Below are 21,417 nucleotides of genomic sequence, written 5' to 3'. Positions count from 1 at the left end.
TTTGTTTTATAATCGTAATTCTCTGTGAAAGAATGTGAAATGTATTGTTTGCTTTGAATAAAGCGGTGCAAAGATATGGAAATCAGACTAAAATACCCTCTGCTTTGTTATAGTTTTGAGTGAATTATGGGAATACTAACGACATTGTTGTAAAATGTTATTTTTTTAAAGAATGTTCGGATAGTTTTGTTGTTTGTTATGGGATTGTTATAGCAAAAAAAAGTCCCGATTATTATCGGGACTTTTATGATAAAGAGATAAAAGATTATCTTCTTTTGTCTTTGATTTTTGCTTTTTTACCAGTAAGCTCTCTGAAGTAGAAAATTCTAGCTCTACGTACAGCACCTTTCTTATTGATTTCAATTTTTTGTAAAGCTGGTAAGTTGATAGGGAAGATACGCTCAACACCTACTGCTCCAGACATTTTACGAATTGTAAAAGTTTCAGTACTTCCAGTACCTCTTCTTTGGATTACAACTCCTTTAAAGAACTGAGTTCTTGTTTTTTCACCCTCTTTAATTTCGTAGTAAACTGTGATTGTATCTCCAGCTCCGAAATCAGGGAAATCTTTTTTTGCAACAAATTCGCTATTAACGAAATCTACTAAATTTGCCATTTTAATGCTAATTTTGGATTAATATCGGACTAACATTCACGGGTATCGCCAGAGGTTAATCAAATGTGGCTGCAAAAGTAGTTAAAAAAATTAAATTCCAATAAAAGAAATTACAAATTCCAATAAAAAAATTAAACTCTAAATAAAATCATATCCCAAATGCCGTTTTTCAACTGCTTAATCAATTGGAATTTGGAATTTAAAATAGTAGAATTTTAAAGGAAATTTATTCTAATAAATCCGGTCTTCTATTTTTAGTGTGCTCGTAAGCCATATCTTCTCTCCATTTGTCAATTTTGGCAAAGTTTCCACTGGTTAATACTTCTGGGACTTTCCAGCCTTTGTAATCAGCAGGTCTGGTATAGATAGGTCCTGATAATAAATTATCCTGAAAACTATCTGTAAGTGCTGAGGTTTCATCGCTTAAAACACCTGGAATTAATCGGATTAAGGCATCTGATAAAACTAATGCTCCTAACTCTCCGCCGCTTAGTACATAATCTCCAATTGAAATTTCTTTGGTAATAAAATGGTCGCGAACTCTTTGATCAACTCCTTTATAATGTCCGCAAAGAATGATGATGTTTTCATACATTGACATGGTATTAGCCATTTTTTGATTCAAAGTTTCTCCATCAGGTGACATGTAAATGATTTCGTCATAGGTTCTTTGACTTTTTAAATAGGTGATGCAATCGTCAATAGGTTGGACCGTCATTACCATTCCTGCTCCGCCACCATAAGGATAATCGTCTACACTTTTTTGTTTGTTTGTGGTGTAATCTCTTAAATTATGAATATGAACTTCTACAAGGCCTTTATCTATTGCTCTTTTCATGATAGAAGCTTCAAATGGACTGCGTAATAGTTCTGGTAAAACAGTAATAATGTCAATGCGCATGATTGTATTTCTAAGTTTGAATGCTGCAAAGGTACAAAGTTTTTTTTCAGAAGTAATCTAGTGTGGTTGCGGTGTTTTTTTATTTGGTAAATAATGTCTAGCCTCTAATTTATTTTATTGTTTTTAAAGTGAAAATAATTTTCTGTTTTGTACATGGATACATTCTATAATTTAATTAGTAAATTTGCGCTTCAATAAAAATTTTAAAAAATGGAAAACGGAATATATGCTAAATTCAATACCGCTAAAGGTTCGGTTTTAGTAAAATTAACCCACGATTTAACTCCAGGAACGGTAGGTAACTTTGTAGCCTTAGCTGAGGGAAATTTAGAAAATAATAAAAAACCTCAAGGGGTAAAATATTATGACGGATTAACTTTTCACAGAGTAATTCCTGATTTTATGATTCAAGGAGGATGTCCTTTAGGTTCAGGAACTGGAGATCCGGGATATAAATTTGATGATGAATTTCACCCAAGTTTGAAACATGATAAACCAGGGGTGCTTTCTATGGCTAATGCTGGTCCTGGAACAAATGGTTCTCAATTTTTTATTACTCACGTGCCAACTTCTTGGTTAGATGGAAAACACACTGTTTTTGGACATGTTGTAGAAGGACAAGAGGTTGTTGATGCTGTTGCTCAAGGTGATGTTTTGGAAACTTTAGAAATTATCCGTGTAGGTGAAGAAGCTCAAAAGTGGAATGCTGTTGAAGCGTTTAGAGTTTTTGAAGGAAACAGAAAAAAACGTTTAGAGGCTGAAAAAGCGGCTGCTGAAGAAGCTTTAGAAAAATTAGCTGCAGGATTCCAAAAAACGGAAAGCGGATTGCGTTACCAATTTATCCAAAGAGGTGAGGGTAAAAAAGCAGAAAACGGAAAAACGGTTTCTGTACACTATACAGGACAATTACCGGACGGAAAAGTTTTTGATAGTTCTTACCCACGTAAAAAACCAATCGAATTCCCATTAGGACAAGGTAATGTAATTGAGGGATGGGACGAAGGTATTGCTTTGTTACAAGTAGGAGATAAAGCTCGTTTTGTAATTCCAGCTCATTTAGGATATGGATCTCGTGGAGCCGGAGGAGTAATTCCACCAAACGCTACTTTGATTTTTGACGTAGAATTAATGGACGTTAAATAGTCTTTTTAATATAGTTTATTATAAAATTGAAATCTCATCTTGTTGTAAAAAACGAGATGGGATTTTTTTTTTTTTTTTACTGAATATTTATGACATAAAAAAACACCTTCAAAACAGGAGGTGTTCAAAATAATATTTAGGTGTTTTTAGAATTATTTACAGCAATTACTTTTAATGTTTTAATTCCGGATGGTAATTGCCATTCTATTTCATCACTTTCTTTAAAACCAATTACAGCAACGCATAATGGTGCTAAAATAGAAATTTTTCCTTCTTTAAGATTAGACTGTGAAGGCATTACAATCTGGATACTCATTTGCTTATTCGTCTTAAGATCTTCAATTACAACATGCGAATTAATTCGGATGATATTTTCGTCTAAAATGTTTTCTTCATTAATGATAGCGCGGTCTAATTCCTGTGTTAGTAACGCTATTTCTCTAATGTTAGTGCTGTCTTTTGCATTTTTAGTTAATTCACGCAAAATGTTGTAGTCTGTAATTGTTAAAGTGGGTATTGGTTTCATAATATAAAATTTAAAATTATTTACAATAAAAAATATTATTAGTGCTCAATAGCTAAAATGTTGCTTTTGAGTACTAAAAAAAAGATTAAATAAAAAAGTTACTGGAATAATGACCAGTTAAAAAATAAAATTAAAAAAGAAATCCTCCGCTCTAAAGAAAAATTAAAATGAACGGAGGCCTAATTGATAAAGGCTTTGTTATGAGGAAAAAGTGCAGCAACATTTTGTTTTCCTGAAGAAGAAAACAAAAAAGAAGATGTTGTAACAAATGTAATAGTAATCATGAATGATAATTTTCCTGAAAGAACAAAGTTAACTAAAGATTTTGTGTTTTGCTGTTATTTCCACTTAATATTACATCCAATACTTGGTTTTTGATTGGGATTAATAATACGATTGTATAAAATGCCGTCAATAGCGCCACGTAAATCGCTTCCGCTTAATGGGATTCCGTTTCCGGGACGGCTATCGTCGAGTTGACCGCGATACACTAATTTGTCTTGATTGTCAAATAAATAAAAATCAGGTGTGCAGGCGGCGTTGTACACTTTGGCTACTTCCTGAGTTTCGTCATAAAGGTATGGGAATTCAAAATTGTTTTGGAAACCATATTCTGCCATTAATTCAGGTCCGTCTTGAGGATAATTAATTACGTCATTGCTTGAAATAGCAATAATACCTATTCCTTGTACTCGGTAATCATTGGCGATTCTTATAATCTCATCGATTACATGATGAACAAAAGGACAGTGATTGCAAATAAAAAATACTAAAGTTCCTTTTTCTCCTTTTAAATCAGAAAAAGAGTAGAAATTGTTTGATATTGTATCTTTTAAATAAAATTCAGGAGCTATAGTTCCTAGATCAATCATATTTGAAGGGGTACATGCCATTATGCAAATGAGTTAATTTGAGGTATAAAGTTACTAAAATTGAAAGTGTTTAAAATGTAAAAACTAATTTTGGAGAAAAATAATACTTTAGAATTTTTATGGAAACGAATCTGACTTGGTCTGAATTTGAAAAAGTAGCGATGCATGTAGGAACAATTATCGCAGTAAATGATTTTCCAGAAGCCCGAAAACCTGCTTTTCAGCTTACGATTGATTTTGGTGAAGCCATTGGAATCCGAAAAACATCGGCTCAAATAACTAAACGATATTCTAAAGAACAGCTTTTAGGCAGACAGATTGTTGCAGTTGTAAATTTTCCAAAAAAGTAAATAGGTAAATTTATGAGCGAATGTTTGGTTTTGGGAGCCGTTGGACAAGAAGGCGATGTTATCCTACTAGCTCCCGATTTTAAAGTTGAAAATGGTTTACGAATAGGATAACTATTTATTATTTTTCGATTGGTAAATTGTGGTCTAGTCCCCATTCTGTCCAAGAACCATCATATACCGCTTTTTGTGAATTGTTTAAGATTAATTCGTAAGCAATAAGATTAATACAGGCTGTAATACCAGAACCGCAGGAAAAATATAAGTTTTGATCCTGATGTGGCAGGATTTGTTTTAATTCTTCTTTAGGTAAATAATGTCCGTCTTTTAAAACTTTTGTAAAAGGGAGGTTCACGGCATTTGGAATATGTCCGCTTCGTAAGCCTTCACGAGGTTCTTCCGTTTCTGCATAAAATCGATCCGATGAACGGGCATCAATCACTACAGCTTCTTTAGAAGTGAGATTATTTAAAATTTGAAATTTATTTTTGAACATTTCTGGTTTGAAATGGGCTTCAAAATCGCCTTTAGGATAAGATTGAGGATTTACTTTTTGTAATGCGCCTCCCTCTTTTTCCCAAGCTGGAAATCCGCCATCTAAAACCCAAACATTTTCATGTCCCATGCTTTTGAATAAATACCATGCCCGAGGACTGGAATAGATTCCTTTGGTATCATAAACAACAATTTTGCTATGCTTGCTAATGCCTAGTTTTCTTGCTTCTTCGGTAAAAGCTTCTGGTTGCGGTAAAGTGTTTGGTAAAGGTATAGTGGTGTCGCTAAATTTGTTTTTTATATCAAAGGTACGAGCGCCTATGATTTGTAATTCATGTGGGGGACTATCCAAGACAGCATCTAAAATTATTAATTCGGGGTTGTCAAGATTGTCTTTGAGCCAACTAACAGATACGATAGGAGTTTTCATTTGATGATTCTTTTTGTGGTTATTGTTATACTAAGTTACAAAAAAGAATGGGCTTGTGTGATAAAGCAATGGTAAATAAAAAAGCCTGAAAACTATTTTCAGGCTTAAAAGTTATTTGTTTTCTAAGGTTTCGGCAGCTTTATGGATAACTAATTGAGGGAATGGAATTTCAATTCCTTCTTTGTCAAAAGTGATTTTGATTCTTTTTCTGAGTTCGCCAGTAATGTCCCATTTTTTATCAGGAAAACTTTCTCCTAATATTTTTAAAACTATGGAAGAGTCGGCAAATTCATCAATTCGAAGAAATTGTGGTGCTTGGATTATATATTCTTTCCATAAAGGATCATTGGCAAGTTCATTTCCTATTTGGTTTATGACATTAATGACTCTTTCAATGTCACAGTTGTAAGCTACTCCAATATTGATATTGATTCTGGAGAATTCATTAGAAAGGTTAGAAACCCTTTTGATTTCACCATGTGGGATATGATGTACGGTACCGTCCAGATCTCTAAGGGTTGTTTTTCGTAGCGTAATTTGTTCGACTTTTCCGCTGGCCAAATCTAAATTGACAACATCTCCTACGCGATATTGATTTTCCAGAATAATAAATAGTCCAGAAATAATATCACGAATGAGATATTGACCTCCAAAACCGAATGCTAAACCTACAATTCCAGCAGCTGCAAGGATAGGGCCAATTTCGATCCCAAATTCATTCAATACCATCAATATGGTAATGCATAGAATAGCAATTTTTGTGGTGGTAGAAAATATTTGAATAAGCGTTGTTTCTCTTTTTTCTTCCGCTTCTTTTGAAGAGTATTTATCCGGTCGTATTGCTATACGTATAGCTTTTTGGATAAAGCGGATTAAAATTTTGTTTAGTAAAAAGGCAATACTTACGATGAAGATAATTTTTGCACCGCTTGTCAATAACCAAGGAATAATTAATTCGGTGTACTGAATTAAGTTTTTACTCAAGATGTCTTGCCAATTAATTGTAGTTAAGTTCATTTTTTCTCTTTTTAATTAATAAAAAAAGTCCAAAAATCAACTATTGATTTTTGGACTTACGAATGTTTAACCTTATAAAGCTTGATGAATATTAAATTAAATATCGTCAAAATCAATATCGGTGAAATTAGATATTTGAGGTACACCATCTTCAATGTTTACTTTGTCTGTAGTGTATTCCTTTTTAAAATCTTTTTGATGTCTTTCTGAAATTACTTCTTCTCCTTTGTGGTTTAATACATAAGATGTCATTTCTCCAAGGATTTCTGTAAAGGCAGTAAAGTCCTCTTTGTACAAATATATTTTGTGTTTTTTGAAATGAAACGAACCGTCTTCTTCTGTGAATTTTTTACTTTCTGTAATGGTAATATAATAATCATCAGCTTTGGTAGCTCTCACATCGAAGAAATAAGTTCTTCTTCCTGCACGTAAAACTTTAGAAAAGATTTCTTCTTTTTCTAACATGTCATTTTCTCTCATAATCCGTTCTGTACAATAATATGGTTGTTAATTGAAACCAAAAATGATAAAAATATATGTATAAAGCAAGATTTATAGTAATTCTTTTTCAGAAAGTTGTTTTAAATATAATGAGGCATAATAGCCTTCTTGATTTATAAGCTGGTTATGAGAACCTTGTTGAATGATTTTACCATCTTCAAGGATAATTATTTTATCGGCATTTTTAGCAGAAGAAACACGGTGACTCACAATGATGGTTGTTTTGTCTTTGCAAATGGCGCTAAGATTATTTAAAATCGCTTCTTCTGTTTCAGTGTCAACCGCTGATAAACAGTCGTCAAACAATAAAATGGGTGGGTTTTTAATGATTGCTCTTGCAATGGAAACACGTTGTTTTTGTCCTCCAGAAAGTGTGATTCCTCTTTCACCTAGTACGGTGTCGTATTGTTTATTAAATCCCATAATGTTGTCATGTACTACCGCATTTTTAGCTGCAGTGGTTACTTCTTCCATACTGGCATCTTCTTTCCCAAATTTAATATTGTTTTTAATACTGTCAGAGAACAAAAAAGCATCCTGAGGGACAATTCCAATGCTGTTTCTCAAATCGAATAAATTGAGTTTGCTAATTTCTTCTTGGTCAATTTTAATTTTTCCTTCGGTTACATCATACATTCTTGAAATTAATGAAAGTACAGTAGATTTCCCCGAACCTGTTTTTCCTAGGATGGCTAGTGTTTCTCCTTTATGAATAGTGAACGAAATGTTTTGAAGTGCAGTAATATTTGTGTCTTCATAAGTATAACTCACATTTTCGAAGCTAATTGTACCTTCGATAGTAGAAGGTTTAGGATTGTTGTTTTTTATTTCAGGTTCGATTTTTAGGAATTCGTTAATTCTTTTTTGAGAAGCTTCGGCCTCTTGAACCATAGAAGAAACCCATCCCAGAGAGGCTACTGGCCAGGTAAGCATGTTAATGTAGAGAATAAATTCGGCAATCGTTCCAATGCTTTTTAAAGTCCCATTGATGTACATAGAACCTCCTACATACACAACAACCAAGTTACTAATTCCTATTAATGCTAACATTAATGGTCCAAATAGTGATTGTACTTTAGCCAAATCCATACTCTTGCTTTTGCTTTCTAGGGCGAGAGCCTGCATGTTATTTTGATGTTGATTTTCTAAAGAATAGGCTTTTATCACTCGTACGCCAGAAAAGATTTCCTGAGTAAAGCTAGAGACTTTGGATAAGTATTGTTGAAAAGTAGTGCTCCTTGTATTGATTTCTGTACTTAGTTTAAAAATAGCATACGACAGTATTGGCAGCGGAAGTAACGTATATAAGGTTAGTAATGGTGATACCTTGTACATATACATAATGACAATGGCAAAACGGATAAAGGTGTTGATAGTATACATAACCGCAGGGCCAACATACATTCTTACTTTGGAAACATCTTCACTAATACGATTCATCAAATCTCCTGTGCGATTTTTTTTGTAGAAATTTTGAGATAGGTTTTCGTATTGTTGAAAAACTTCATTTTTTAAATCAAATTCGATACGACGTGACATTACAATTAATGTTTGACGCATTAAAAAAGTTAAAAATCCAGCAATAATTGCAGTAGCAATGATTAAAAGAATATTTGAAATTAGCTCTTGCTGAAGAACTGCTTTAGGGATATTTGTGTCTTTTGCAAAGTTTTCAATCGCCAAGAATGACTTGCTAATCAGTTTTGGAGTGAAGAGCATGAAGATTTGTGCGATTATGGTGAATAAAATACCAAGTAAAAAATGGTATTTGTATTTGATGAAGTATTTATTTAAATAGAGTAATTCTTTCATTTTTTTAAGAGATTCTATATAGAATTGCTATTGTTTTTAGTTGATTTTTGTCTTTAGTTGATTTTTGAATTCTTAAAAATAATTGATATTTTTAAATTAATTTTTGATTTTATGTTTTAAAAATAAATTATTTGTTTTTTTTATATAGTTTTGAATAGTTATTTTGATGAATTCATAAATATTATTTTAAAAACTGACACAAATGGATGCTACTTTCGTAACAGAAAAGGAACTAAAAAAAATGGATCCTGTTTTTGGACAATTATCGTTTAATGATCATGAACAAGTTGTATTTTGTAATGACAAAGATACAGGTTTAAAAGCAATTATTGGTATTCATAACACGGTTATGGGACCTGCTCTAGGAGGGACTCGAATGTTTAATTACGCTAGTGAATGGGATGCTTTAAATGATGTTTTACGTCTGTCGCGTGGTATGACTTTCAAATCAGCTATTACGGGTTTGAATATTGGGGGAGGAAAAGCGGTAATTATAGGCGATGCAAAAACACAAAAAACACCTGAATTAATGCGAAGATTTGGGGAGTTTGTTCATTCATTAAGCGGAAAATACATTACTGCCGAAGATGTGGGTATGGAAACAAGTGATATGGATTTAGTAAGAGATGTAACGCCATATGTAACTGGTATTTCTGAATCAAGAGGTGGAGCTGGAAATCCATCACCTGTAACTGCTTACGGTGTGTATATGGGAATGAAAGCAGCTGCCAAATCACAATTTGGTTCAGATAATCTGGCAGGTAAAAAAATTGTAGTTCAAGGAATTGGTCACGTAGGAGAGGCGCTAGTTGATTATTTGACAAAAGAAGAGGCAATTGTTACTATTGCCGATATCAATTATGAAAGATTGAATGCTGTAGGTGCTAAATACGGAGCTCAAATTTTTACAGGTTCTGATTTATTTACAACTGATATGGATATATATGCACCATGCGCTATGGGAGCCACTATAAACAATGATACAGTTTATAAAATTAATGCAAAAGTAATTGCTGGTGCGGCTAATAATCAATTGGCTGACGAGAATATTCATGGGGCTATTTTGCAAGAAAGAGGTATAACCTATGCTCCTGATTTCTTGATTAATGCTGGAGGGATTATCAATGTTTATGCAGAATTGGCTAAATATGATAAAAAAGAAATTATGAGCAGAACTGAAAATATTTATAATACCACTTTAGAAATTCTTGATTTTGCAGCACAAAACGGAATTACTACGCATCAAGCAGCTGTAAATGTGGCACAAAAACGCATTGATCAACGAAAATTAGAAAATAGTTAATAAGGTTGTTATAATTCAGGTAGTAGTAGTCATGGTTTTCAAATTAAATGAAAACCATGACTTTTTTTATTTAAGAATTAAAGCCTGATTGGTGAATTTTAATTTTATTATAAAAAGGAAATCCTTATTTTTGCAAACTAATTTTTTAAAAGTTCTTATAAGGTGGTAAATAGACGACACATCCGCGTTAAAGTTATGCAAACCATTTATGCGATGCATCAAAACGGCTCTGATAACTTAGAAAAGGAAGAGAAATTCCTTTTTTACAGTATCGATAATATTCAAGATTTATACCTTACAATGATTTCTTCTCTGCTTGAAATTTGTAAAAAAGAATCTCAATTTTTGCATCTATCAAGCCAAAAACATTTAGCAACTGCCGCCGAACGTAATCCTAACGAGAAATTTATTAAGAACAGTATTTTTGAAATCCTTTCCGAAAACAATTCTTTAAGTATCGCTTTAGAAACAAGAAAAATCAATGCATGGCATTTGCATGAGGATTATATAGCATTGTTGTTGCAGGCTATTAAAGAAAGTTCGTATTATCAAAAATACATGAGTAATCCGGAACGTTCATTTGAGGAAGATAGACAGTTAATTGTAGATTTGTTTACAGAAGTAATTGTTCCAAATGAAAAATTATACGAGTTCTTAGAGGATGATAAATTGACTTGGATTGATGATATCCCAATGGTAAATACGCAAATTATCAAACAATTGAAAGCAATGAAGCCAATTGAGAATGATAATTTTAAAGTGCCAAAATTGTATAAGGACATTGAGGACAAAGATTTTGCAAGAGATTTGTTTCGTAAAACGATTTTAAACGAAAAAGAGTTAGCTAAAGAGTTTGTAGACAAAACACCCAACTGGGATAGTGATCGAATTGCTGAGGTTGATACCATTATTTTGAAAATGGCTATTTGCGAATTTTTGAAATTCCCATCCATTCCAGTAAAAGTGACTTTGAATGAATATTTAGAATTAGCCAAAGAATATTCTACTCCAAAAAGTAGTATTTTTATCAATGGAATTTTAGATAATTTGGTTAAAGAATTAGAAAGTAGTAAAAAAATGATTAAAACCGGTCGCGGTTTAATGTAATAGTATAGTAATCAATTAAAAAGAATTAAATATCATGGGTCAATTAAATCAGTTTTTGCCGTTTATTTTAATGTTTGTAGTTATCTATTTCTTTATGATTAGACCACAACAAAAAAGAGCAAAACAAGAAAAAGAATTTGAAAACAACTTGAAAGTAGGAGATAAAGTAATCACTAAAAGTGGTCTTCATGGTAAAGTTGCTGAATTAGCTGAAACAACTGTTGTTCTTGAAACAATGGCAGGAAAATTAAAAATGGAGCGTTCGGCAATTTCTATGGAAATGAGTGCTTCATTGGCTAAAAAATAATAGCAAGAAAATACGATTATAAAAAAAGTCCCGAAAGGGACTTTTTTGTTTTGTAATTATTTTTTCTTTTTAGCTTTCTTTTTTGATTTCGATTTTCCTTTAGCTTTTTTCTCTTTTAACTTGGCTTTGATTTTTGCTTTTTTCGCTTTCTTCTTTTTGGCCTTTTTAGCCTTGTCTTTTTTCTTTTTAGCTTTCGCTTTGGCGGCCGCTTTTTTAGCCTTTTTTTTCTTTTTGTCCTTTTTCTTAGCCTTGTCTTTTTTTTCTTTTTTAGGTTCAGCGGTTTCTTCGGGTTTGTCCTCAGGATTTACCTCATTTTCAAGACTAGTGCCTTCCTCTTCTATAGATTCAGTAGGAGTTTCTGCAATGATTTCCTCAAGTGGTTTTTCTGTGGTTTCTGTATTTACAGTTGTTTTGGTTCTCCTCCTTGTTGTTTTAGGTGTTTCATTTTCCTGCGGAATTGTTTTTTCAATTTCTTCTTGGTTTTCGCTCATAATAGTTACTGATTTTGGATATTTTAATAAATTTAAATGCCGTGTTTTATTTAGGTTTAGTAAAAAGCACTACTATTTGTTTTTTAAATTTACGTAAAATTCACTTACAATAAATCATTGTGAGCCAAAGATTTTAGCGATCAAAATCATGGAGCAAAAAAAACTCCCATTTGGGAGCTTTTAGTGTATTAATTAGTTGTTCTTTTTTGCTTTAGCCTTAGGTTGTTCTAAACCAAAGTTTGGTAATGCAGTAAGCTCGGCAATTTTTACAATTACTTCAACTGCTTTTTGCATGCTTTCTACTGGAACATATTCGTATTTACCATGGAAGTTGTGTCCACCTGCAAAGATATTTGGGCAAGGTAGTCCCATGTAAGATAATTGGCAGCCATCTGTTCCCCCACGAATGGGTTTAATAATAGGTTTGATGTCCAAAGTTCTCATTGCTTTTTCGGCAATATCTACGATATGTTTTACAGGAAGCACTTTTTCCTTCATATTGTAATATTGATCTTTGATTTCGGCAACAGCAATGTCTTCGCCAAATTGTTTGGCATATTTTTTATTAATTTTGCGTACTATTTTTTCAATTTTTTCTTTTCTTTTTTCGAATTTCTTTTTGTTGTGATCTCTAATGATAAGGGATACTGTGCTTTCTTCAATTGTACCTGAAACATTATGAATATGGTAAAAACCTTCATAACCTTTAGTTCTTTCAGGAACTTCATCAGCGGGTAATTCGTTAATGAAAGCATTAGCAATTAACATAGAGTTAATCATTTTTCCTTTGGCATAACCTGGGTGTACACTTTTTCCTTTGAAAGTAATTTTGGCTCCAGCCGCATTAAAATTTTCGTATTCTAATTCACCTATTTGACTTCCGTCCATGGTATAAGCCCAGTCGCAACCAAATTTTTCCACATCAAAAAAATGAGCACCTCTCCCGATTTCTTCATCAGGAGTGAAACCTACTCTAATTTTTCCGTGTTTAATTTCAGGATGGTTAATTAGGTATTCCATTGCTGTCACAATTTCAGTAATTCCAGCTTTGTCATCAGCGCCTAAAAGTGTTGTACCGTCAGTGGTAATAATCGTTTGTCCTTTGTATTGTAACAAGTCTTTGAAATAATCTGGAGATAAAACGATGTTTTGTTCTGCATTTAGAACGATATCTTTTCCATCGTAATTTTCTATAATTTGCGGTTTTACATTAGCCCCAGTAAAATCAGGAGTAGTGTCAAAGTGAGAAACGAATCCAATAGTAGGAACTTCCTCTTCAACATTACTAGGAAGCGTAGCCATGATATAAGCTTTGTCATCAATTGTAACCTCTTGCATTCCTATTGCTTTTAGTTCTTCTACTAATTGATTAGCTAAATCCCATTGTTTTTTTGAACTTGGAGTAGTATTTGAATTAGGATCCGATTCGGTATCAACAGTTACGTAGCTGATAAAGCGATCAATAATATTTTGCATATAATGGTGTTTTTTTATTGGTTTGCAAAGGTAGTATTAATTTGAACTAAAATAAAGTATGCTTTATTGCATATTTTCTAAAATTTGGATTATTTTGTCTAGTTTTTCAACCTCTAGCGAATTCAATTTTGCTGCTAAGGCTTCAATTTCTAGTTTCGCTTCCTTATTGGTAATATAATCATCCTGAGCTTGAATTCGATCTCTTTCATTTTGTCGATTTTGCGCCATCATAATAATTGGAGCAGCATAGGCAGCTTGGGTAGAAAATAATAGGTTGAGTAAAATAAACGGATAAGCATCCCAATGATAGCAAAAGCCAATAAGATTTAGTCCCATCCAAACGATTACAAAAACAGTTTGCAAAATGATAAAACGCCAAGATCACATTCCTTTGGCAACAGAATCGGCTATACGGCTTCCAAATTCTAGGCTATCATAGTGTCGTTGGTGCCAGTTTTTTGATAAATTCATATTTGTACTTTTTAAATTAGTATGAAGGTATAAAAAAATCGCAAAGACAATGATTGATTTTGCTTTCTTTTGATGCATAAATCGTTGCCTTTGCGATGGATTCTAATTCGGTATTTATATTAAAAATTATTCTCTCAATTTGTTTACTTTTTCTTGTGTTTTGATCAAGTCCTCGTTGAGTTTGTTAATTTTAATTTGCTGTTTACTGATTTTGATGTTTTCTTTTTCAATTTCAGTAGGGCTAAGTTTTCCTCTTGTCTTTTTGTTTTCGAATTTTTTCTTCTCGTTAGCGAGCGTTTTTTCTTCATTAACAATTTTAGCTTTCAGCTTATTGATTGCTTTCTCCTCTGAAAGAATTTTGTCTTGTTTTTTCACTAAATCGTTCAGTTTTTTTTCAAAATTCCGTTCATTTTTTTCAGCTCTTTTAGCCTCTTTTAATGCTCGTTTTTCTTCTCTAATTTTTGTTTTAAGAAGTTTAGCTTCTTCTTTTATCGCTATTTTTTCGGCATCATTTAAAGCTTTAGAATTGTCTTGCACATTCATTTTCATGATAGTGTCTTTTACTGTAGTGACAGTAGTTGTAGTCGTTTTAGTGACTAGTTTTATGGAGTCATTTGTGACATTCTGAGCCCAAAAGAATTGAAAACTAGAAATCATACCTAAGGTAAATAATGTTTTTAGTCTCATAATGATTCATTTTTAAGTTATTAATAAGTAGGTTATCATTGATTTGATAACGACAAATTAAGAAAAATCAGTATAAAATGGAAGTGTTTTGGAACTGTTAAAATTGTAGGTAAATCATTTTTTTATCGTAAGTAGTTGTATTGTAGCTTTTTGTATGAAGGTGTTTTTGTTTTTTTTGGGTTTTATTTAACGTAAGTTTATTAGGTTGTTTATGAGGCTATTTCTTTAAAGTTCTTATTTATAATTTTTTTATCCATTAGATAATTCTATTTTTGCACTCAAATTAAAAACCTATGTACAAACAGCTTATCCGACCATTGTTTTTTTGTTTTGATCCTGAAAAAATTCATCATTTTACCTTTGCATTAGTACGTGTAACTTCTAAAATCCCTGGTTTTTCATCAATCTATAAATCACTTTATTTAGTCAATGATAAAAGATTAGAAAGAGAAGTTTTTGGGTTGAAATTTAAAAATCCAGTAGGCTTAGCGGCGGGTTTTGATAAGGATGCTAAATTATATAAGGAATTATCCAACTTTGGTTTCGGGTTCATCGAAATAGGGACTTTAACTCCTAAAGGACAAGATGGGAATCCAAAAAAACGTTTGTTTCGTTTAAAAGAAGATTCGGCGATTATTAATCGAATGGGATTTAATAATGGAGGTGTGATGGAAGCGGTGGAACGACTAAAATCAAATCCAGGTGTATTAATAGGAGGAAACATTGGTAAAAATAAGGTGACCCCTAACGAAGAGGCTACTTCTGATTATGAAATTTGTTTTGATGCTTTATACGATTATGTGGATTATTTTGTGGTAAATGTAAGTTCGCCAAATACGCCTAATCTTCGTGAATTGCAAGACAAAGAACCGTTGACACAGTTGTTGCAAACCTTGCAAAATAAAAATTTGGCTAAGCCAACACAAAAGCCAATTTTATTAAAAATTGCTCCAGATTTGACAGATGAGCAATTGTTAGATATTATTGATATTGTAAAAGAGACTCAGATTGCAGGTGTAATTGCTACCAATACAACTATTTCACGTGAAGGTTTACAATCAGAAAACAAAACCGAAGTGGGCGGCTTATCAGGGAAACCATTAACCAAGCGCGCTACAGAAGTGATTCGTTTTCTTTCTGAAAAAAGTAATAAGGCTTTCCCAATCATTGGAGTGGGAGGAATTCATTCGGCGGAAGATGCTATAGAAAAATTAGAAGCTGGAGCAAGTTTAGTGCAATTGTATACAGGCTTTATTTATGAAGGTCCAGCCTTGGTGAAAGCAATAAATAAAAAGATTTTGAGCAAGAATTAATCTTGTTGAAATACAAAATGATAAAAGCGTAATTCGTATTTGGATTGCGCTTTTTTTTGTGCTTTCTAAATTTTGCCAGTTTGCAACTTTTAGTATCTTTGGATGCTATGGAGCCAATTAAAATTATCGAATGCCCTCGTGATGCCATGCAAGGTATCAAAAGCTTTATTCCTACTGAGAAGAAAGTCTCGTATATTCAGGCTTTATTGCGAGTAGGCTTTGATACGATTGATGTTGGGAGTTTTGTTTCGCCAAAAGCAGTACCTCAAATGCAGGATACAGCAGCTGTTTTAGAACAATTGGATTTGTCAACAACCAAGAGTAAATTATTAGCTATAATTGCTAATACTAAAGGTGCTGAAACAGCCTCTCAATTTGAAACCATTCACTATTTAGGTTTTCCTTTTTCTATTTCTGAAAATTTTCAAATGCGTAATACCCACAAAACAATCGCCGAATCGATTGTGAGCATGCAAGAAATTTTGGAAATAGGCTATAAAAATAATAAAGAAGTTGTAGCTTACTTATCTATGGGTTTTGGTAATCCGTATGGTGATCCTTGGAATGTTGAAATTGTGGGCGAATGGACCGAAAAATTAGCAACAATGGGAGTTAAAATTCTTTCGCTTTCAGATACTATTGGAAGTTCAACTCCTGATGCAATTCGGTATTTGTTTAGTAATTTGATTCCTAAATATCCTCAAATTGAGTTTGGTGCTCACTTGCATACCACATACGATAAATGGTTTGAAAAAATAGAAGCCGCATACCAATCTGGTTGTCGTAGATACGATGGCGCAATTCAAGGTTTTGGAGGTTGTCCTATGGCAAAAGATGAATTGACAGGAAACATGCCCACCGAAAAATTATTATCGTATTTTACAGCTAATAAAGAACAGTTGAATTTAAATCCATTGAGTTTTGAAAGTGCTTACAATGAAGCATCCAAAGTGTTTAATTCTTATTTTTAGCATGTTTGGGAGATACTATTTTGGTAAGTAAGGAGTTAAAGATAGCTAATTAATTCTAAGAGAATGAAAAAGTATTGTTTTTATAAAATCATTTGCATACTCCTTCTTATGGAAAGTAGTTTTTCTTGTACAAGTGATTTGAACTTTGATCAGGTTAATGATTTAAAACTCACACCTGTTTATGAAGCGAATTTTAGCTATTTTGATGTGCCAGCAAAAAGTTTTGTGTCAGATACTGGAATGGAAATTCCTTGGGCGGGTGATGAATATGATTTTGATGTTTTTAGAGATAAATATCTGAATAGTTATTTACGAAAAGTTGATTTTCATTTCGAAATCAACAATACAATAAAAAGATCTTTTTCCTTAAATATTGTTTTGCTCGATGAAAATAATAAAATATTAACTACAATAAAAAAAGATATTCCCGTCTATACAGGAACAACTAGTATTGTTACTAGTACTGAAATTTTTGAAAATAACAGATTAGAATTATTGAAAAAGACGGTGAAAATGGGTTTTCTGATAAAAATTGGTTCTGGTCCTGCTTTGAATGCAAATAGTACAGGAAATTTAGTTTTACGTTCTAGTGCCACAGTTTATTTGGAAATCTAATGAGAAAGGTTTTTATATTTTTAATGGTACTATTTGTAGTTAATTGTTTTTCTCAGAATAAGCAAGTGTTGTACAATCTTACTTCGGTTCCACAATCTATGATGTTAAACCCAGGAGCAGATTTTAAATACAGCTATTATTTTGGGGTTCCTATGCTTTCAGGGTTTTCTTTTAAAGTGGGGTCTAGTGGTTTTTCAGCTTATGATTTATTTGCTAATGATGGAGTCGATTTTAATCAAAAATTACGAAAGGTGTTGAATACTACCACCAAAAATGATCATGCTGCAATCAATGAACAAATTGAATTACTTAATGGAGGCTTTAAATTAGGAGATTGGCTTGAAGATAAAGGGTATTTGTCTTTTGGATTGTATCAAGAATTTGATTTTTGGAGTTATGTTCCTAAGGATCCGCTCGTTTTGGCATTATATGGTAATCAAAATTACATAGGAAAATCATTTGATTTATCGGATATAAGTGTTAAAGCAGAAGTGCTTACGGTATTGCATCTAGGTTATCACAAAAACATAGCTGATAATTTTATTGTTGGAGCAAGAGGGAAAATTTACTTCAGTGGATTTAATGCTTCATCAACCCAAAATTCGGGTTATATTCTTACTCGACCTTCAAGTACCACTATGTACGAACAAATTATTCGATCTAATTTGACTTTAAATACTTCTGGAGTTTCAAAATATTTAGAAGACGATTATAATGGAGATACGGCTTCGGATGTACAAAATCAACTTCTATTTGGTGGAGATATGGGCTTAGGATTTGATTTAGGTTTTACCTATTATCCTAAAAAAAATACTCAAATTACCGCTAGCATGCTTGATGTTGGTTTTGTTAAACATACTAAAGATGTTGCAAATTATACTTATAGTGGTATCTACAAATACGAAGGGATTAATCCTAGTTTTACGAGCACAGATGATCCAGATGGTGTTTATAGTGATTTTAATGAGGCAATTAAAAGAGATACTTTGTACAATAAATATACTACTTGGCGTCCTGTAAAATTAAATGCGTCTTATCAATATTCATATGGGGTAAGCAAGGACGAAGACTGCGTGTGTGAGGCAGGAGAAAAACCATTCAAGAATGCAGTTGGTGCGCAACTTTTTATAATGAGTACACCAAGGCTTCCTATTACCGCTTTAACGGGATTCTATCAAAGAAATATATCAAATAAGTTACAATTAAAAGCTACCTATACATTGGATTCTTATTCCTATACCAATATTGGATTGGGGTTGTCTGCTAGATTGGGAGCCTTCAATATGTATTTTATGGGGGATAATTTATTAGGCTATCGTGATTTGTCAAAATCACAAAGTCTTTCTTTTCAATTTGGGTTTAATTTTATTTTTAAAGATAGTAATGAACCACCTAGTCGATACTAGAGTTAAGAATGTTTTGTAGCTTAAATAATATTAACAAATAGCTCGAATTGGACTCTAAAATTTAATTGGAATACAAATTTAATAAATCAAAATAATTTGCTATATTTGCACGCAATTCAACTAGAAATTGCAACATGATAGCACACAATTCAAAGATTATCGGTGAAGGTTTAACTTACGATGATGTATTATTAGTTCCTAATTACTCACAAGTGCTTCCTCGCGAAGTGAGTATCAAAACAAAATTCTCAAGAAACATAACACTTAATGTTCCTATTGTATCAGCTGCTATGGATACAGTAACCGAAAGTTCTATGGCTATTGCTATGGCACAAGAAGGAGGAATAGGTGTTTTACATAAAAACATGACTATAGAGCAGCAAGCTGCTAAAGTACGTAAAGTAAAACGTGCTGAGTCAGGTATGATTATCGATCCAGTAACTTTACCACTTACGGCTACAGTAGCTGATGCTAAAGCCGCAATGAAAGAATACGGAATTGGTGGAATTCCAGTAGTTGATGAAAATCAAACATTAAAAGGAATTGTGACTAACCGTGATTTACGTTTCGAAAAAAACAGTACACGTCCTATCGTTGAGGTAATGACTAAGGAAAACTTAGTAACCGTTGCCGAAGGTACTTCATTAGCTGAAGCTGAAGTAGTTTTGCAAGGACATAAAATTGAAAAATTACCAGTAGTAGATCAAGATAATAAATTAGTAGGTTTGATTACATTTAGAGATATTACTAAATTGAATCAAAAACCAAATGCTAATAAAGATAAGTACGGTCGTTTGCGAGTAGCTGCCGCATTAGGGGTTACTGCTGATGCTGTAGAAAGAGCGACTGCTTTAGTAAATGCTGGAGTAGATGCTGTTATTATTGATACCGCTCACGGACATACTAAAGGAGTGGTTGATGTTTTAAAAGCGGTTAAAGCACAATTTCCAGATTTAGATGTTGTGGTTGGAAATATTGCTACACCAGAAGCTGCTCAATATTTAGTAGAAAATGGTGCTGATGGAGTAAAAGTAGGTATTGGACCTGGTTCAATTTGTACTACACGTGTGGTGGCAGGTGTTGGTTTTCCTCAATTCTCAGCTGTATTAGAAGTAGCCGCTGCTATTAAAGGTTCGGGTGTTCCAGTTATTGCTGATGGAGGTATTCGCTACACAGGAGATATTCCTAAAGCTATTGCTGCCGGTGCTGATTGCGTAATGTTGGGTTCATTATTAGCAGGAACTAAAGAATCTCCGGGAGAAACAATTATTTTCGAAGGAAGAAAGTTCAAATCCTATAGAGGAATGGGATCTGTAGAAGCGATGCAAACAGGTTCTAAAGACCGTTATTTCCAAGATGTTGAAGATGATGTGAAGAAATTAGTTCCAGAAGGAATTGTAGGTCGTGTTCCTTACAAAGGGGAATTAAATGAGAGTATGTTACAATTCATCGGAGGATTACGTGCTGGTATGGGATATTGTGGAGCAAAAGATATTGCTACCTTACAAGCTACTGGACGTTTTGTGCGTTTAACTTCAAGCGGAATTTCTGAAAGTCACCCTCACAATGTTACAATAACAAAAGAAGCTCCAAATTATTCTAGATAATTCTACGCTTATAATTATAAAAAACGAAAGGCTGTCTTTGATTAGACAGCCTTTCGTTTTATAAAATATTATTTCAAAACATGTGTTGCTAAAACATTATGTACATCATAAACATTAACCGATTTATTAAATTGTTTTCGAATACTAGGCGTTTGTTCGCTTGAAACCCAAATTTTCAATTCCGCTTCCAAATCAAAGGTGCCAGCAGTTTCAATACTGAAGCGACTAATGCTTTTATAAGTGATTGATTTGTATTCTGTTTTACTTCCTGTAACACCTTGTTTGTCAATTAGAATAAGTCTTTTGTTGGTGAAGATAAATACATCTCGAATAAGTTTGAATCCTAGTTCTATTTCTTCACTGCTAATAAGTAGTTTGCCATAATCTTTTTTTAACTCCTCTTGGCTTACAGTTCCTGCGTTACCAAGTATTGCCGAAAATAATCCCATAATTAATTATTAAATTGTACTACTCGTATGGCTTTTCGTTTACGCCCCGTTTATTGGTTTCTGGACTCCTTTTTTTTAATAATGAATTTAAAATCAGATTGATAGAAATTAGTACGAATATATAATTTTGATTTGTTATTTATGAGGGCAATTTAAAAATAGTTTATAAGCAAAGTGTAATTTGGAGTTTTTTTCCAACAATGATTCCCTCTTTTTTACGGATTTCGGCTTTTAAAGGAAGAAGGTAAGTTTTCATTTTAGTATCAAACCAAATTGCTGTTTTCCATTCGGTTTTTCCGGTTTTGGCTACCGCTTTTAATCTTCCCCAGCCTTCTTCTTCTGATTGCAAAGCGGTTCTGATTTCGGTAGCTAAATGTTGAGGCAATGAAATAAAATACCAGCCTCCGGGTGCTGCGTGTTGCCAGGCTTCGGCTTCAAACTCATATTTTATTCTTGCATTCAATTTTTATACAATTAAGTAAGTCCTGAATTAGTTTTCAATTCCAAAAGTAAATAAAAATAGTAGCTTACTAAAGCCGGTTTTTATCGATATT

23 protein-coding genes and 1 pseudogene are annotated in these 21,417 nt (G+C 32.8%); 10 read left to right on the top strand and 14 right to left on the bottom strand.

Going from position 1 to position 21,417, the window contains the following annotated elements:
• Nucleotides 1-265 precede the first annotated feature (265 nt).
• A complete protein-coding gene (gene rplS, locus ACFPTQ_RS13545) occupies nucleotides 266-616 on the bottom strand; it encodes a 50S ribosomal protein L19 (protein WP_278036166.1) in 351 nt (116 codons plus the stop codon).
• Nucleotides 617-842: 226 nt separating this feature from the next.
• Entirely contained in the window at nucleotides 843-1,517 is a 675-nt protein-coding gene (gene trmD, locus ACFPTQ_RS13540; protein ID WP_278036165.1) for a tRNA (guanosine(37)-N1)-methyltransferase TrmD, read from the bottom strand.
• Nucleotides 1,518-1,727: 210 nt separating this feature from the next.
• Between trmD and ACFPTQ_RS13535 the strand changes: the two genes are divergently transcribed.
• Complete coding sequence (locus tag ACFPTQ_RS13535; RefSeq protein ID WP_379778067.1) at nucleotides 1,728-2,660, top strand: peptidylprolyl isomerase; 933 nt, start codon at nucleotides 1,728-1,730, stop codon at nucleotides 2,658-2,660.
• Nucleotides 2,661-2,796: 136 nt separating this feature from the next.
• On the opposite strand, the gene ACFPTQ_RS13530 is transcribed toward ACFPTQ_RS13535, so the two are convergent.
• Both ACFPTQ_RS13530 and ACFPTQ_RS13525 read right to left on the bottom strand, forming a co-directional pair.
• The gene (locus ACFPTQ_RS13530; RefSeq protein WP_379778065.1) at nucleotides 2,797-3,186 is read right to left on the bottom strand and encodes a GreA/GreB family elongation factor; all 390 of its coding nucleotides are present in this window, start codon (nucleotides 3,184-3,186) and stop codon (nucleotides 2,797-2,799) included.
• A 338-nt stretch (nucleotides 3,187-3,524) separates the two neighbouring features.
• Nucleotides 3,525-4,079, bottom strand: coding sequence for a thioredoxin family protein (locus ACFPTQ_RS13525; RefSeq protein WP_379778063.1), 555 nt, complete (start codon nucleotides 4,077-4,079; stop codon nucleotides 3,525-3,527).
• Between the two features lie 98 nt (nucleotides 4,080-4,177).
• Here ACFPTQ_RS13525 and ACFPTQ_RS13520 point away from each other — a divergent pair.
• Nucleotides 4,178-4,519: pseudogene (locus ACFPTQ_RS13520) on the top strand (tRNA-binding protein).
• A 7-nt stretch (nucleotides 4,520-4,526) separates the two neighbouring features.
• Here the strand turns inward: ACFPTQ_RS13520 and ACFPTQ_RS13515 are convergent.
• From ACFPTQ_RS13515 to ACFPTQ_RS13500, 4 genes are all read right to left on the bottom strand, one after another.
• Complete coding sequence (locus ACFPTQ_RS13515) at nucleotides 4,527-5,330, bottom strand: sulfurtransferase (RefSeq protein WP_379778061.1); 804 nt, start codon at nucleotides 5,328-5,330, stop codon at nucleotides 4,527-4,529.
• Between the two features lie 111 nt (nucleotides 5,331-5,441).
• The gene (locus ACFPTQ_RS13510; protein ID WP_379778059.1) at nucleotides 5,442-6,347 is read right to left on the bottom strand and encodes a mechanosensitive ion channel family protein; all 906 of its coding nucleotides are present in this window, start codon (nucleotides 6,345-6,347) and stop codon (nucleotides 5,442-5,444) included.
• Between the two features lie 96 nt (nucleotides 6,348-6,443).
• Nucleotides 6,444-6,827 carry a PUR family DNA/RNA-binding protein gene (locus ACFPTQ_RS13505; RefSeq protein WP_379778057.1) on the bottom strand — a complete coding sequence of 128 codons (384 nt, stop codon included), beginning with the start codon at nucleotides 6,825-6,827 and terminating at the stop codon, nucleotides 6,444-6,446.
• Nucleotides 6,828-6,899: 72 nt separating this feature from the next.
• Nucleotides 6,900-8,660, bottom strand: a complete 1,761-nt coding sequence (locus tag ACFPTQ_RS13500; protein WP_379778055.1) for an ABC transporter ATP-binding protein — start codon at nucleotides 8,658-8,660, stop codon at nucleotides 6,900-6,902.
• 202 nt (nucleotides 8,661-8,862) lie between these two features.
• On the opposite strand from ACFPTQ_RS13500, the gene ACFPTQ_RS13495 reads away from it, so the two are divergent.
• The 3 genes from ACFPTQ_RS13495 to yajC all read left to right on the top strand — a co-directional run bounded on the left by ACFPTQ_RS13495 (nucleotide 8,863) and on the right by yajC (nucleotide 11,377).
• Nucleotides 8,863-9,963, top strand: coding sequence for a Glu/Leu/Phe/Val family dehydrogenase (locus ACFPTQ_RS13495; RefSeq protein ID WP_379778053.1), 1,101 nt, complete (start codon nucleotides 8,863-8,865; stop codon nucleotides 9,961-9,963).
• Nucleotides 9,964-10,158: 195 nt separating this feature from the next.
• Nucleotides 10,159-11,070 (top strand): transcription antitermination factor NusB, encoded by a 912-nt coding sequence (nusB, locus tag ACFPTQ_RS13490; protein WP_379778052.1) that lies wholly within the window; start codon nucleotides 10,159-10,161, stop codon nucleotides 11,068-11,070.
• Nucleotides 11,071-11,104: 34 nt separating this feature from the next.
• Nucleotides 11,105-11,377 (top strand): preprotein translocase subunit YajC, encoded by a 273-nt coding sequence (gene yajC / locus ACFPTQ_RS13485; protein ID WP_278036156.1) that lies wholly within the window; start codon nucleotides 11,105-11,107, stop codon nucleotides 11,375-11,377.
• 56 nt (nucleotides 11,378-11,433) lie between these two features.
• On the opposite strand, the gene ACFPTQ_RS13480 is transcribed toward yajC, so the two are convergent.
• From ACFPTQ_RS13480 to ACFPTQ_RS13465, 4 genes are all read right to left on the bottom strand, one after another.
• The gene (locus tag ACFPTQ_RS13480; protein ID WP_379778050.1) at nucleotides 11,434-11,868 is read right to left on the bottom strand and encodes a hypothetical protein; all 435 of its coding nucleotides are present in this window, start codon (nucleotides 11,866-11,868) and stop codon (nucleotides 11,434-11,436) included.
• Between the two features lie 192 nt (nucleotides 11,869-12,060).
• Complete coding sequence (gene pepT, locus ACFPTQ_RS13475) at nucleotides 12,061-13,344, bottom strand: peptidase T (RefSeq protein WP_379778048.1); 1,284 nt, start codon at nucleotides 13,342-13,344, stop codon at nucleotides 12,061-12,063.
• 63 nt (nucleotides 13,345-13,407) lie between these two features.
• Nucleotides 13,408-13,713 carry a DUF1003 domain-containing protein gene (locus tag ACFPTQ_RS13470; RefSeq protein ID WP_379778276.1) on the bottom strand — a complete coding sequence of 102 codons (306 nt, stop codon included), beginning with the start codon at nucleotides 13,711-13,713 and terminating at the stop codon, nucleotides 13,408-13,410.
• A 228-nt stretch (nucleotides 13,714-13,941) separates the two neighbouring features.
• On the bottom strand, nucleotides 13,942-14,502 hold the full coding sequence (locus tag ACFPTQ_RS13465; protein ID WP_379778047.1) for a hypothetical protein: 561 nt from the start codon (nucleotides 14,500-14,502) through the stop codon (nucleotides 13,942-13,944).
• 293 nt (nucleotides 14,503-14,795) lie between these two features.
• On the opposite strand from ACFPTQ_RS13465, the gene ACFPTQ_RS13460 reads away from it, so the two are divergent.
• The 5 genes from ACFPTQ_RS13460 to guaB all read left to right on the top strand — a co-directional run bounded on the left by ACFPTQ_RS13460 (nucleotide 14,796) and on the right by guaB (nucleotide 20,414).
• Nucleotides 14,796-15,815 carry a quinone-dependent dihydroorotate dehydrogenase gene (locus ACFPTQ_RS13460; RefSeq protein ID WP_379778045.1) on the top strand — a complete coding sequence of 340 codons (1,020 nt, stop codon included), beginning with the start codon at nucleotides 14,796-14,798 and terminating at the stop codon, nucleotides 15,813-15,815.
• 107 nt (nucleotides 15,816-15,922) lie between these two features.
• Nucleotides 15,923-16,786, top strand: a complete 864-nt coding sequence (locus ACFPTQ_RS13455; RefSeq protein WP_379778274.1) for a hydroxymethylglutaryl-CoA lyase — start codon at nucleotides 15,923-15,925, stop codon at nucleotides 16,784-16,786.
• A gap of 63 nt (nucleotides 16,787-16,849) precedes the next feature.
• A complete protein-coding gene (locus ACFPTQ_RS13450; RefSeq protein WP_379778044.1) occupies nucleotides 16,850-17,401 on the top strand; it encodes a hypothetical protein in 552 nt (183 codons plus the stop codon).
• Nucleotides 17,401-18,807 (top strand): DUF5723 family protein, encoded by a 1,407-nt coding sequence (locus tag ACFPTQ_RS13445; protein ID WP_379778042.1) that lies wholly within the window; start codon nucleotides 17,401-17,403, stop codon nucleotides 18,805-18,807. The genes ACFPTQ_RS13450 and ACFPTQ_RS13445 overlap by 1 nt, the downstream gene beginning before the upstream one ends.
• A 134-nt stretch (nucleotides 18,808-18,941) precedes the next feature.
• Entirely contained in the window at nucleotides 18,942-20,414 is a 1,473-nt protein-coding gene (gene guaB / locus ACFPTQ_RS13440; protein ID WP_278036149.1) for an IMP dehydrogenase, read from the top strand.
• Between the two features lie 68 nt (nucleotides 20,415-20,482).
• Here guaB and ACFPTQ_RS13435 read toward each other — a convergent pair whose 3' ends face one another.
• A complete protein-coding gene (locus ACFPTQ_RS13435; RefSeq protein ID WP_379778040.1) occupies nucleotides 20,483-20,863 on the bottom strand; it encodes a PH domain-containing protein in 381 nt (126 codons plus the stop codon).
• Between the two features lie 163 nt (nucleotides 20,864-21,026).
• Nucleotides 21,027-21,326, bottom strand: coding sequence for a DUF1905 domain-containing protein (locus ACFPTQ_RS13430; protein ID WP_379778039.1), 300 nt, complete (start codon nucleotides 21,324-21,326; stop codon nucleotides 21,027-21,029).
• Nucleotides 21,327-21,417 lie beyond the last annotated feature (91 nt).

This window comes from Flavobacterium sp. GCM10022190 (genome assembly GCF_042656445.1).
GTDB lineage: Bacteria > Bacteroidota > Bacteroidia > Flavobacteriales > Flavobacteriaceae > Flavobacterium > Flavobacterium nitratireducens.
Note: the sequence above shows the minus strand (reverse complement) of the source record. Positions and strands in the feature narration are given on the sequence as shown.

What these genes read in the sequence shown, in the direction of transcription:
- ACFPTQ_RS13460 (WP_379778045.1), top strand. Translation starts at nt 14,796, where the DNA reads ATGTACAAACAGCTTATCCGACCATTGTTTTTTTGTTTTGATCCTGAA.
- pepT (WP_379778048.1), bottom strand. Translation starts at nt 13,344, where the DNA reads ATGCAAAATATTATTGATCGCTTTATCAGCTACGTAACTGTTGATACC.
- ACFPTQ_RS13495 (WP_379778053.1), top strand. Translation starts at nt 8,863, where the DNA reads ATGGATGCTACTTTCGTAACAGAAAAGGAACTAAAAAAAATGGATCCT.
- ACFPTQ_RS13435 (WP_379778040.1), bottom strand. Translation starts at nt 20,863, where the DNA reads ATGGGATTATTTTCGGCAATACTTGGTAACGCAGGAACTGTAAGCCAA.
- ACFPTQ_RS13455 (WP_379778274.1), top strand. Translation starts at nt 15,923, where the DNA reads ATGGAGCCAATTAAAATTATCGAATGCCCTCGTGATGCCATGCAAGGT.
- ACFPTQ_RS13445 (WP_379778042.1), top strand. Translation starts at nt 17,401, where the DNA reads ATGAGAAAGGTTTTTATATTTTTAATGGTACTATTTGTAGTTAATTGT.
- ACFPTQ_RS13500 (WP_379778055.1), bottom strand. Translation starts at nt 8,660, where the DNA reads ATGAAAGAATTACTCTATTTAAATAAATACTTCATCAAATACAAATAC.
- ACFPTQ_RS13465 (WP_379778047.1), bottom strand. Translation starts at nt 14,502, where the DNA reads ATGAGACTAAAAACATTATTTACCTTAGGTATGATTTCTAGTTTTCAA.
- ACFPTQ_RS13450 (WP_379778044.1), top strand. Translation starts at nt 16,850, where the DNA reads ATGAAAAAGTATTGTTTTTATAAAATCATTTGCATACTCCTTCTTATG.
- ACFPTQ_RS13505 (WP_379778057.1), bottom strand. Translation starts at nt 6,827, where the DNA reads ATGAGAGAAAATGACATGTTAGAAAAAGAAGAAATCTTTTCTAAAGTT.
- ACFPTQ_RS13525 (WP_379778063.1), bottom strand. Translation starts at nt 4,079, where the DNA reads ATGGCATGTACCCCTTCAAATATGATTGATCTAGGAACTATAGCTCCT.
- rplS (WP_278036166.1), bottom strand. Translation starts at nt 616, where the DNA reads ATGGCAAATTTAGTAGATTTCGTTAATAGCGAATTTGTTGCAAAAAAA.
- ACFPTQ_RS13535 (WP_379778067.1), top strand. Translation starts at nt 1,728, where the DNA reads ATGGAAAACGGAATATATGCTAAATTCAATACCGCTAAAGGTTCGGTT.
- ACFPTQ_RS13480 (WP_379778050.1), bottom strand. Translation starts at nt 11,868, where the DNA reads ATGAGCGAAAACCAAGAAGAAATTGAAAAAACAATTCCGCAGGAAAAT.
- ACFPTQ_RS13530 (WP_379778065.1), bottom strand. Translation starts at nt 3,186, where the DNA reads ATGAAACCAATACCCACTTTAACAATTACAGACTACAACATTTTGCGT.
- yajC (WP_278036156.1), top strand. Translation starts at nt 11,105, where the DNA reads ATGGGTCAATTAAATCAGTTTTTGCCGTTTATTTTAATGTTTGTAGTT.
- nusB (WP_379778052.1), top strand. Translation starts at nt 10,159, where the DNA reads ATGCAAACCATTTATGCGATGCATCAAAACGGCTCTGATAACTTAGAA.
- ACFPTQ_RS13515 (WP_379778061.1), bottom strand. Translation starts at nt 5,330, where the DNA reads ATGAAAACTCCTATCGTATCTGTTAGTTGGCTCAAAGACAATCTTGAC.
- ACFPTQ_RS13510 (WP_379778059.1), bottom strand. Translation starts at nt 6,347, where the DNA reads ATGAACTTAACTACAATTAATTGGCAAGACATCTTGAGTAAAAACTTA.
- trmD (WP_278036165.1), bottom strand. Translation starts at nt 1,517, where the DNA reads ATGCGCATTGACATTATTACTGTTTTACCAGAACTATTACGCAGTCCA.
- guaB (WP_278036149.1), top strand. Translation starts at nt 18,942, where the DNA reads ATGATAGCACACAATTCAAAGATTATCGGTGAAGGTTTAACTTACGAT.